The organism is Arenibacter nanhaiticus, from assembly GCF_900141935.1.
Taxonomy (GTDB): domain Bacteria; phylum Bacteroidota; class Bacteroidia; order Flavobacteriales; family Flavobacteriaceae; genus Arenibacter; species Arenibacter nanhaiticus.
Genome location: NZ_FQYX01000020.1, coordinates 21,276 through 32,641, shown reverse-complemented (window position 1 = coordinate 32,641; position 11,366 = coordinate 21,276). Strand labels below are relative to the sequence as shown.

13 protein-coding genes are annotated in these 11,366 nt (G+C 38.1%); 7 read left to right on the top strand and 6 right to left on the bottom strand.

The annotated features are described in order from the left end of the window. Position 1: 1 nt before the first annotated feature. From BUA16_RS12165 to BUA16_RS12155, 3 genes are all read right to left on the bottom strand, one after another. On the bottom strand, positions 2-289 hold the full coding sequence (locus BUA16_RS12165; protein WP_072765027.1) for a riboflavin synthase subunit beta: 288 nt from the start codon (positions 287-289) through the stop codon (positions 2-4). A gap of 208 nt (positions 290-497) precedes the next feature. Beyond that, positions 498-980 carry a 6,7-dimethyl-8-ribityllumazine synthase gene (gene ribH / locus BUA16_RS12160; RefSeq protein ID WP_072765026.1) on the bottom strand — a complete coding sequence of 161 codons (483 nt, stop codon included), beginning with the start codon at positions 978-980 and terminating at the stop codon, positions 498-500. Between the two features lie 2 nt (positions 981-982). After that, complete coding sequence (locus BUA16_RS12155) at positions 983-1,747, bottom strand: tetratricopeptide repeat protein (RefSeq protein WP_072765025.1); 765 nt, start codon at positions 1,745-1,747, stop codon at positions 983-985. Between the two features lie 135 nt (positions 1,748-1,882). On the opposite strand from BUA16_RS12155, the gene recF reads away from it, so the two are divergent. From recF to BUA16_RS12140, 3 genes are read left to right on the top strand one after another with little or no spacing between them, the layout of a single operon-like run. Beyond that, positions 1,883-2,962 (top strand): DNA replication/repair protein RecF, encoded by a 1,080-nt coding sequence (gene recF, locus BUA16_RS12150; RefSeq protein ID WP_072765024.1) that lies wholly within the window; start codon positions 1,883-1,885, stop codon positions 2,960-2,962. Between the two features lies 1 nt (position 2,963). Beyond that, a complete protein-coding gene (locus BUA16_RS12145) occupies positions 2,964-3,383 on the top strand; it encodes a lipocalin family protein (protein ID WP_072765023.1) in 420 nt (139 codons plus the stop codon). Continuing rightward, the gene (locus BUA16_RS12140; RefSeq protein ID WP_072765022.1) at positions 3,383-3,679 is read left to right on the top strand and encodes a DciA family protein; all 297 of its coding nucleotides are present in this window, start codon (positions 3,383-3,385) and stop codon (positions 3,677-3,679) included. Before BUA16_RS12145 ends, BUA16_RS12140 begins: the two co-directional genes overlap by 1 nt. 67 nt (positions 3,680-3,746) lie before the next feature. On the opposite strand, the gene BUA16_RS12135 is transcribed toward BUA16_RS12140, so the two are convergent. Continuing rightward, complete coding sequence (locus tag BUA16_RS12135) at positions 3,747-4,166, bottom strand: nucleoside-diphosphate kinase (RefSeq protein WP_072765021.1); 420 nt, start codon at positions 4,164-4,166, stop codon at positions 3,747-3,749. A 440-nt stretch (positions 4,167-4,606) separates the two neighbouring features. Between BUA16_RS12135 and BUA16_RS12130 the strand changes: the two genes are divergently transcribed. From BUA16_RS12130 to BUA16_RS12120, 3 genes are all read left to right on the top strand, one after another. Beyond that, positions 4,607-5,623 carry a DHH family phosphoesterase gene (locus BUA16_RS12130; RefSeq protein ID WP_072765061.1) on the top strand — a complete coding sequence of 339 codons (1,017 nt, stop codon included), beginning with the start codon at positions 4,607-4,609 and terminating at the stop codon, positions 5,621-5,623. Between the two features lie 131 nt (positions 5,624-5,754). After that, the gene (gene gldI / locus BUA16_RS12125; protein WP_072765020.1) at positions 5,755-6,306 is read left to right on the top strand and encodes a gliding motility-associated peptidyl-prolyl isomerase GldI; all 552 of its coding nucleotides are present in this window, start codon (positions 5,755-5,757) and stop codon (positions 6,304-6,306) included. An 11-nt stretch (positions 6,307-6,317) separates the two neighbouring features. Continuing rightward, positions 6,318-7,427, top strand: coding sequence for a peptidylprolyl isomerase (locus tag BUA16_RS12120; RefSeq protein ID WP_072765019.1), 1,110 nt, complete (start codon positions 6,318-6,320; stop codon positions 7,425-7,427). Between the two features lie 389 nt (positions 7,428-7,816). On the opposite strand, the gene BUA16_RS12115 is transcribed toward BUA16_RS12120, so the two are convergent. Both BUA16_RS12115 and BUA16_RS12110 read right to left on the bottom strand, forming a co-directional pair. Then, the gene (locus tag BUA16_RS12115) at positions 7,817-8,275 is read right to left on the bottom strand and encodes a CBS domain-containing protein (protein WP_072765018.1); all 459 of its coding nucleotides are present in this window, start codon (positions 8,273-8,275) and stop codon (positions 7,817-7,819) included. Between the two features lie 138 nt (positions 8,276-8,413). Continuing rightward, a complete protein-coding gene (locus BUA16_RS12110; protein ID WP_072765017.1) occupies positions 8,414-9,874 on the bottom strand; it encodes an aminoacyl-histidine dipeptidase in 1,461 nt (486 codons plus the stop codon). A gap of 72 nt (positions 9,875-9,946) precedes the next feature. On the opposite strand from BUA16_RS12110, the gene BUA16_RS12105 reads away from it, so the two are divergent. Beyond that, positions 9,947-11,014, top strand: a complete 1,068-nt coding sequence (locus tag BUA16_RS12105) for a DUF3810 domain-containing protein (RefSeq protein ID WP_072765016.1) — start codon at positions 9,947-9,949, stop codon at positions 11,012-11,014. The last annotated feature ends 352 nt before the right edge of the window (positions 11,015-11,366 follow it).

Here is an 11,366-nt window from a genome sequence, read left to right as displayed (position 1 = left end):
GTTAAGGTTTGAATATAGATAAATCGAAATCGATTATAAATAGAAAAATAAATACAAGAATAGCGATGATAACTAGCAACCGAATATTTTGACTGCGATTGCCTTTTTGTTTAAAATCGTCCATAGCCCTGCTGAACTTTCCTTTTAAACCAGTTCGCCCATCCAGGGTAGGTCTAAATTTATCGAATTTATGCTCAATTTTAAAAGGACTTCCCTCGCCTTGATCCTTGTAGTAACGAGGCGTATAATCGAACTTTTTATTCTTGCGTAATTTTGAAAACTTTCCCATAATACTTATTGTTTCAAAGTTACTCAAAATGAAAAAATATGTAGTAGATATACAGCCAAAAAATGTTAAAAGATATACACATTTTGGCTGTTATACATAGATTTTTTTATAAGTAATAGCATACCTGAAGAAAGAATATGGCTCTTTCCCTAAAGTGGTACGAAAACACTTGAACCGCTAGTGAACGACTTCCCTGTCCTTTGAGGATTTAAGCCCCTAAAGTGACCATTTTTATTGCAGCAATTGCTGCTTCAGTACCCTTATTTCCGTGAATACCTCCACTTCGCTCCAAAGATTGTTGCATATTATTATCCGTTAACACACAGAATATTACCGGAACATCTAACTGCACGTTTAAATCCTTGATGCCTTGTGCCGTAGCACTGCAAACAAAATCGAAATGTTTGGTCTCTCCTTGAATTACACTTCCAATGGCAATAACAGCATCTACTTCTTGGGTTTTTGCCATTTTCTTACATCCATAAGTAAGTTCAAAACTCCCAGGAACATTCCATCGAATAATATTTTCCGCCTTGGCACCGCAATCTGACAAAGCTTCTATAGCTCCATTGTAAAGCCCTTCTGTAATTACAGGGTTCCATTCAGCAACAACTATCCCAAACCGAAACTTACTCGCGTCCGGGATAGTGTTTTTATCGTAAACCGACAAGTTCTTATTAGCCGTAGCCATTCTTAGTTGGTTTTAGCCTTACCTATAAAGGCGTCTATATTCCTGGCCTCATTAGAAGTGCCAAACTCTTCTTTTATTCTATTAAAATACCCTAGAGCCTTATCATTTTCCCCTAACTCCATGGCTGTCACGCCTGCTTTGTACAAAAACTTTGGTGTCGTAAAATCGTTCGTGCTATGGGCTATAGCGCTTTCATAATACCCTAAAGCATCGGCAGGCTGGTTCAATTGCAAAAATGCATCCCCTAATCCACCTTTTGCCAAAGCGCCTAAAATCATATCTGGAGAAGAAAAATCTTCCAAGTATTTAATAGCTTCATCGTACTTCTGCATATTCAAATACGCCATACCTGCAGAATATTTGGCTAAATTGGCAGCCTTGGTCCCGTTGTATTCTTCGATAATATCCAAGAAACCGTATTTTCCTTCTGCTCCATCCAAAGCTAAAGTAAACAAAGAATCCTTTTCGACAGAACCCTCTAGGGCCATATCAAAATATTGTTGTGGATATAACATCTCGTTAGCTGCACTTGCCTCTTTCGGCTTTTGAACAAATTGAAAATATGCCAAATACCCCAAAACAGCCACAGCAACTATACCTATTACACCAAGAATGTAATTTTGGTTATTAGAAACCCATTCTTCGGACCTAGAAGCGCCTTCATCCAAGGAGCTAAAGACTTCCGCAGTAGTACTTTCTTGCTCATTCAATTGAATTTCTTCCTCCTTGTTTTTCGGTTTGAACCCTTTTTTCTTGTAAGTTGCCATATTTTTTAGTTTATGAATCGGGCAAAAATATAGTTTTTATCCAATATCAAACACCAATTCAATCGATATTTTTTTGAATCTTTATTATTTTGCCGTTTGCTAAGCTAGTGAAAAATAAAATCTTTACTTCGCAGAATGTTTTTAAAAAAATTATCACTTATAAATTATAAAAACTTTTCTTCTAAAAGTTTTGAGTTCGACAATAAGATCAACTGTTTTGTCGGAGATAATGGTATTGGGAAAACAAATGTATTAGACGCTATTTACCACCTCTCCTTTGGCAAGAGTTACTTTAACCCTATTGCCAGTCAAAATATAAGACATGGCGAAGATTTTTTTGTAATCGACGGGGAGTTCCAGAAGAACGATAGGGAAGAACGAATTCTTTGTAGCCTAAAAAAAGGCATGAAGAAGATCATAAAGCGCAACGGAAAAGCGTATGAAAAGTTTTCGGATCATATTGGTTTTTTACCCCTGGTCATCATTTCTCCCGCCGATCGGGATTTGATCATTGAAGGCAGTGAAACCAGAAGAAAATTTATAGACGGAGTGATTTCCCAATCCGACAAACAATACTTAGAGAATTTAATCAATTACAACAGAATACTTTCTCAAAGGAATTCCCTTTTAAAATACTTCTTTCTAAACCAAACTTTTAACAAGACTAATTTAGCCGTATACAACGAACAACTGCATCGATACGGCTCTGAAATATTTGCAAAAAGAGTAGCCTTTCTTAAAGTATTTATACCTATTTTTAAGGAACAATACGCCGTCATATCAGGAAACAAAGAACCAGTCAACCTATTGTATGACAGCAAATTAATAAACGAAGACCTATTAATCTTATTAGAGAAAAACCTGGACAAAGACAGGGCTCTTCAATATACTGGGGTAGGGATTCATAAGGACGACCTAAGTTTTGAAATTGATGGCCATCCTATTAAGAAATTTGGCAGCCAAGGTCAGCAAAAATCGTTCTTGATAGCTTTAAAATTAGCCCAATTTTATTTTATAAAAAAACAGGCCAACACTACTCCTTTATTGCTTTTAGATGATATTTTTGACAAATTGGATGAAAATAGGGTAGCGCATATTATTCGACTAGTAGATGAAGAAAACTTTGGTCAGATTTTCCTAAGCGATACCCATGCCGAAAGAACAGAGAATATTATCAAAAACATACATCAATCTTATAAAATTTTCAACCTATAGTATGAGAAATTTAGTAGTTATATTTGTGCTTATAATTGCAAGCTCTTGTAGCACCAAGGTGAGCAAGGCCGACTTAAATTTATTAAACGGATATTGGGAAATCAAAAAGGTTACTTTTCCTGACGGCAGTACCAAAGCCTATACAGTCAATACCAGTATAGATTATATTGAATTAAAAGACACAGAAGGTTTTCGCAAAAAAATGTATCCAAAATTTGACGGGACTTACGAAACTTCCAATGATGCCGAGTATTTTAGCATATACGAAAAAGACGGTGTTTTTACCCTACATTACAAAACCGATCTAAGCGAGTGGCAGGAGCAAGTCATAAGCATTTCCGAAAATAGTTTCACGGTCAGTAATAGGGAAAACACACACTACCAATACAAACGATTCCAACCCATTAACATCACAGAATAATGGCTAAAAGAAAAAATGACAACTTAAAATTAGGGGAAGCGTTACAACAATTTATTTCCGAAAAAGGCCTCCAAAAGGGAATTGACAAGGTAAATGCCCAAGAAGCGTGGAAAAACCTAATGGGAAATGGAGTAAACAACTATACCACCGCAATAGAGCTAAGAAATGACACCTTATTTGTTTCCCTTTCTTCTTCTGTCCTAAGAGAAGAGTTAAGTCACGGGAAATCAAAAATCATAAGCATGCTCAACGAAGAGCTTGGCAAAGACCTCATCACAAAAATCGTTTTGCGATAGCATATGCAATGTCGTTAAACAAAAAAAGCCAGCTGTTTCAGCTGGCTTTTTTTATGTATTTCTATGACTAGAAAATTTCTCTTCCAGAAAAATGAAATGCACCTTCAATAGCTGCATTCTCATCACTATCCGAACCGTGAACTGCATTCTCCCCTATTGAGGTTGCAAATAATTTACGGATAGTTCCTTCTGCTGCCTCTGCAGGATTCGTTGCTCCAATTAAAGCACGAAAATCTTCAACGGCATTGTCCTTTTCTAAAATAGCAGCTACAATAGGACCTCTGGTCATAAATTCAACCAATTCTCCAAAAAATGGACGCTCGCTATGAACGGCGTAAAACGCTTCAGCATCTCTTGTGCTCAATTGCGTATATTTCATAGCTACGATTTTAAATCCAGCTGAGGATATTTTTTCCAAGATCCCACCGATATGTCCGTTTTCAACAGCATCAGGCTTAATCATGGTAAATGTTCTGTTTGTGCTCATTTTTTTTTAATTTTCGGCAAAAATACGTTTTATTCTTCAACTCACAATACAATATCGTTTTCTCTCTAGACTTCCAACACCTTACCGCTTTTTACCACACTTAGCAGTACGGCTTCCAATAACAAAAAAACAAGGATATCTATTTCCCCTTCCCTTCATTAAAGTCAATTGGTATATACTAATAGATTTGCTATAATCCGACCCTATTTTTATATTTTCCAAACCATCATTCGCTTTGATATATTTACAGGTTCCGGCAGATGCTGCCCCTCTTAAAAATTCAACTTAAGACAAGCCTCACCACATCGACCTTAGATACATGTATCCCACCCCTGGTTAATAAAACAACTAAAGAATTAATATCAGTAAGCAATAGCCAACGGTTTAAAAAGAGTTTTATTAGGACAAAAGTATATCCTAATAATTGTATCTTAGCCCGCATGAATTTAGAGATTACACAAGCCATTAAGGCGTTATTGGAAACGCCACAAAAAATTGTTATTGTTCCGCATAAAAATCCTGATGGAGATGCAATAGGAAGCACCTTAGGACTATGGCATTATTTAATCAAAAAAGGACACGAGGCCGTAATTGTTTCTCCTAACGATTTCCCGAAGTTTTTAAAATGGATGCCGGGAAGTGAGAAAATCGTCAATTTTGAAAAGGAAGCTTCTGCGGCCAAAGATCTTATTTCCAAGGCCTCGGTGATTTTCACTTTAGATTTCAACCACCTTGGCAGAATTGGTCAGTTACAACCTTTGTTAGAAGAAGCAACGGCTACTTTTGTAATGATAGACCATCACCAAGAGCCTTCGGATTATGCCCAAATCATGTACTCTGACGTACGTATGAGTTCTACCTGCGAAATGGTGTACAACTTCGTAGAAGCCCTAGGCGATACCGATCTCATTGACCCGGAAATAGGAATTTGCCTATATACCGGCATAATGACCGATACTGGCTCCTTTAAATTTTCTTCTACTACCAGCAGAACCCATAAGGTGGTTGCCCAATTAATAGACAAAGGCGCCAAAAACACTGAAGCCCATAACAAGGTGTACGACACCAATACCCCAAGCCGCCTGCATCTATTGGGATGCGCCTTAAAAAACATGGTCATTTTAGAGGAATACCATACTACTTATATCACCTTGTCACAAGAAGAGTTAGACCAGTGCGAATATAAAAAAGGAGACACCGAAGGTTTCGTAAATTACGGATTAACCTTAGAAGGCATAAAATTTGCTGTTATTTTCATAGAGAACAAAGAAGAAGGCATCATAAAAATATCCTTTAGGTCAGAAGGGACTTTTTCTGTCAATGAATTTGCAAGAAATCATTTTAACGGTGGTGGTCATACCAATGCATCAGGAGGACGTAGTGATGTGTCTATGGAAGAAACAACAAACTTTTTTAAATCCTTGCTTCCAAAATACAAGGAGGCCTTGGAAGCCTAAAGCATTATCATTGCCATAAGAAGGTCTGCCTTCATACAAAACCCATTTGTTGCAGCTTGTAAAGAAAAATTTTAATACCTTTCTTACAGAAAAATCGTTTAACGCAATTACAATAACTGAAATCTAAAAGCTTGAAACACCTCTTATTTTTTACATTTTTGATAGTCTTTATCGGTTGTTCCGAAACAGAAGCGCGCCGCCCTGTAAAGGTCAAAACAGGCAATGTCTTACAGCAGTCTGTAGAACGAAACAAAAAACTATTGGCTATGGAAGAAGCTATGATGCAACAAATCATAGCCCAAGACTCCCTAAACACGTATTTTTCTAGCGGTGGCGGATCTTGGTATTATTATGTAAATAAGAACGATCGGGCAGACTATTTTCCGCAACCAGATGATTTGGTAAGCTTGCAATACAATCTTGTAAGTTTTGAAAATGACACTATTTACACCCAGCAAGATATTGGCATTATTACATATAAGGTAGACAAACAAGAACTGTTTCCCGGCTTGCGCAGCGCTGTCAAACTATTAAAAGAAAATGAAACAGCTACCTTTTTAATTCCCTCTTCCCTTGGTTATGGCTACCACGGGGATAATGATCAAATCGGTATCAACATTCCTTTAAAAGCCACTGTATCAATTTTAAAAATCGATAAACAATCCACTAATATTCAAAATTAAAATTTCATCAAATGAAAAAAACCTATTTATTATTGGCAATGATCTCCATTGCTGTTTCGAGCTGTAAGTCCAGCAAGCATGCAGATTTGGGCGATGGTCTTTTTGCAGACATCAAAACCAATAAAGGCGATATTATCATAAAATTAGAAAGCGAAAAGACGCCGGTCACCGTAGCAAATTTTGTTTCATTGGCCGAAGGAAAAAATCCTTTTGTCAATGAAAAGTACAAAGGAAAAAAATACTACGACAGTATTATTTTCCACAGAGTCATTAAGGACTTTATGATACAGGGAGGCGACCCAACGGGTACCGGTACTGGAAATCCAGGCTATAAATTCAAGGATGAAATAAATGACTCTTTGAAACACCATAAGGCAGGTATTTTATCTATGGCCAACTCGGGGCCTGCAACCAACGGAAGTCAGTTTTTTATTACGCATAAGGAAACGCCATTTTTAGACGGCAGACATACCGTATTTGGGGAAGTTGTTGTAGGACTGGATGTAGTAGATTCTATTGCCAATGTTGCCACTGCCGAGAGAGATAAACCGGTTGATGATGTGGTCATGGAAACCATCGAGATTATACGAAATGGCAAGGCAGCCAAAAAGTTTGATGCCGTACAAATCATGACAGATTACTTCGCCGAGGAAGAAGCGAGGGTAAAGGCCATGGAAAAATTAAAATCCGATTTTGTGGCAGAGATCAATGAACAGGAAAAATCTGCTCAAGAACTACCTTCTGGTCTTAAAGTATTCACCTTAAAGGAAGGCACTGGCGATAAGCCAAGAGTTGGCCAGAAAGTAAATGTATACTATGCCGGATATTTATCAGACGGTACCCTTTTTGACAGCAATTATGAAGAAATTGCGACAAAATTCGGAAAGTTCGATGCCAACAGAAAACAAGGTGGAGGCTATCAGGCAATACCTATGGATTACAGTCCAGAGGCTCGTTTGATCCCAGGGTTCAGAGAAGGACTTTTGCAGATGAAGGAAGGCGACAAGGTTCGTTTATTTATTCCATCACACCTAGGATATGGTGCCAGTGGTGCAGGAAATGTAATTCCTCCGAACGCAAATTTAGTTTTCGATCTTGAAATTACTGAAATAACAAAGTAAGACAAAGTACCCTATAAAAGCTTGTCGGTTTGCATACCCCTTTTGGGACCATATGCGAACGACAAGTTTTTTTTTTGGAGATTACATTGAGATATGGATTCTTTAAGAAGATCCGATTCCGAACTCTTATAGTTTTTAGAAAAATAATTGGGGCGTTCCCTCCTTCGTCGGGCGGGCTCTTCGCTATATCCCTTGCGCTGCTGCGGGGATGCCGCTGCGATCCCTAACGCAAAAACAGATCATGAAGAGCTTAAAGGAACCATTAAAAAAAACACCTAGGAGGTGCTTTTTCATACAAGTGAGTTTTGGCCAAAAAACCTCGACGATCATTGCCCTTTTTAAGCAGTACCACAAAATTTATAGCGATTTACAAAAATAACACCTTTCGTTTATCTCCAATCATTGGCCTTGAATTTTAAGGTTGCTTTTAAAATGTCCTTTTGTGAAATTTGTCCCGCTAATTTTCCGTTCTCCACAATGGGGAAACGTCGTCGTTTCTCCGATAAAAATTTATTGGCCGCATCAAATATGTTCATATTGCCATCAATGGTTTCCACGTTCTTTACCATATGATCGCCAATACTATTATTAGATGGAAGGTTGTGATATCTTTTCTCACTAATATATTTAATACAATCCCCCTCAGAAATAATTCCAACCAGTTCATTGTTGTCATTTACAACAGGGGCGCCAGAAATTTTGTGTTTTAAAAGTGCCATAATAACCGTTTCCACGGATTCTTCGGGTTTAAATGTTATTAGTTTCCTGGTCATATAATCGCAAACCCGCAATGATATTTTCTCATTTGGCTGTGGCACCATTGGCCCTTGAAAACTTTTGATTCCCATAACATTATCCTTTTAGTATCTTCTTAAAGTTAATAAAATTTTGGTATCTAACCTAAAATAAAAACCCCCACCTTTTATTTTTATAGGTGAGGGTTTCAATGATCCAGTTTAAAACTACTTTTATATAATAGGAATGTCTTAAGCCTTGGGAATATTTTTAAGGATTTCTAAGGTATAGCGCCAAAATTTCTGTACCGAGGAAATGCTTACTCTTTCGTCAGGAGAGTGGGCCCCTCTAATGGTAGGTCCATAGCTTATCATATCTACATCTGGGTAGTTTTGACCTAAAATTCCACATTCTAATCCGGCATGGCAAGCAACGACATTGGCTTTAGCCTTAAAAAGCTCCTCGTACTTTGCTTCCAACACTTTTAAAATCCCTGAATCTGGATTAGGATTCCATCCTGGATAACTCCCGCTAAAAGTCACTTCATACCCAGCGGCCTCAAAAGCATCCTTTAGCCGGTTCGCCAATTCCATTTTACCCTCTTCTACGGATGACCTTGTTAGGCAGCTAATTTTAACGGTACCTTCTTTTACCGTTACCCGAGCGATATTGTTAGAAGTTTCTACCAAATCGTCCATAGCCTCACTCATGGCATACACCCCGTTATGAGCTTTTTTCAAAGATTCTAAAAGCTTTCCTTGAGCATCGGCATCCATCATTTTTACTGGAACATCGATAGCGGTGTAAACTACCTGAAGATTAGGTTCAGTAGCGGCGTATTCTTCGATCAGTTTTTTGGACAAAGTTTCAAAAACGTCCTTAAACGTCTCGGCATCCGCGGCATTTACGACTACTGTTCCCTTGCTTTCCCTAGGAATTGCATTTCGTAATCCACCTCCGTCTATTTCTGAAATATGAAGGGATAATTCTTGCTGAGCACCGCACAGCAAACTATTCATAAGCTTATTGGCATTCCCCAAGCCTTTATGAATATCCATTCCGCTATGTCCTCCCGACAATCCTTTAATTTTAATTTCGTAGGCCAAAGCATCCGACGAAGTTGTTATTTCGGTATAGCTCCCTTTTGCGGTAACATCTATTCCTCCTGCACATCCTATATCAATTTCATCATCTTCTTCGGTATCCAGGTTCAATAATATTTCTCCCCGTAACAGTCCGCCTTGTAGCCCCATAGCGCCAGTCATGCCGGTTTCTTCATCGATGGTAAACAAGGCTTCTAAAGCTGGATGAGGAATGTTTGTGCTTTCTAACAAAGCCATAATCGTAGCCACTCCCATGCCGTTATCGGCACCCAAGGTTGTTCCTTTTGCCTTTACCCAATCGCCTTCTACAAACATTTGTATGCCCTGGGTATCAAAATCGAAAACGGTATCGGCATTCTTTTGATGCACCATATCCAAATGCGATTGAAGGATTACTACCTTCCTATTTTCCATTCCCGTAGAAGCAGGTTTTTTAATAATAACGTTTCCTACAGTATCTACTATGGTCTCTAAACCTAGACTTTTGCCAAAATCGACCATAAATTGAATTACCTTTTCCTCCTTTTTCGAAGGTCTAGGAACTTCGTTTAAATCGGCGAACTTATTCCATACCGCTATTGGCTCTAAAACTCTTATTTCTTTACTCATAATGCTATTTTCCAGGTTCAAAAATACACATTGAAAAACAACTATGCGAGATTATTAACTATTTTTGGGTCGATGAACAATAGAATCAAAAATCTAATAGCCGTTTTAATCATCCCTCAAATCTTATTGGTTAAATGGCTGGGAAATTACCCCGAAATTATAGAAACCTATTACAGTCAAGGAATATACCCAATGGTTTCCAACTTTTGGCGTATTCTGTTAGGATGGCTGCCATTTTCTATAGGTGATCTTTTCTATACCGCCTTGGCTGTAATAGGAATTCGCTACCTTGTTGTTAACAGACTAACAATCAAAAAAAGACCTTTGTATTTCCTAAGAAATATTGCCATGGTTTTCTCCATTACCTATTTTGCTTTTCACCTGCTATGGGGGTTTAATTACTACAGGCAACCCCTTGCCAAGACCCTAGATTTACCAACAAAGCACAGTCAGGAAGATTTGGTAAATTTTATAGACCGTTTGATAACCAAGACCAATGAAACACATTTCCAAATCACATCGGACACTAGTGCTATGGTAGCCATCCCTTATTCTAAAAAGGAAATTTTTGAACTAACACTCAAGGGATATAAGTTATTAGAAAAAAAACACGCTTTATTTGAATATCATCATCCCAGTCTTAAAAAATCACTATGGAGTTGGCCATTAACTTATATGGGCTATGGGGGGTATTTAAACCCCTTTACCAATGAGGCCCAAACCAATAGCCTGCTGCCCAATTTTAGATTTCCCGTGGTGAGCGCCCATGAAATAGGACACCAGCTGGGCTACTCCGCAGAAAACGAAACCAATTTTATAGGCTATTTGGCTACTGTAAACAATGAGGATGTATATTTTAAATATTCGGCCTATGCATATGCGCTCAATTATTGCTTAGGAGAGCTTCACCGAAGAGACAGCACCCTTTTTAAGAGTAGCTACAACCGTCTTCACGGTGGTGTTAAAAAGAATTTTAAAGAAGTATCGGATTTTTGGGCAGCACATGAAAACCCTATGGAACCTGTATTCAAGTCTATTTTTAATACTTTTTTAAAAGCCAATAATCAGAAACAAGGTATAAAAAGCTATAATTTGGTTGTATCACTTTTGGTTACCTACTATTTAGATAGACCGTTGTAATTCCCGGTTTATACAGTATTCCCAAAAATTATGCTTTTGCCACTATTAACGTTAGCGACATTGTTGCCTCGGTATAATGGCTTTGCGTTAGGGACAGCGGCGGCATCCCCGCTGCGCAGCGAGGGATATAGCCAATGGCCCGCCCGACAAAGGAGGGAACGCCCAAATCGAAATGCCCGGTGTCTTGAAAAATTGACAAAGGGCCCACATTTATTTTGCATGCTACCATATTAACGCTTCTCTTTTTTTGGTCTTTGCTTATTGACGGCTTGCTAAATGTTAAAAAAAACCAAACACCACGTCTAATTAGTTCCCGAATTTTATCTTTAGACACCTAATAAACAAACACTAA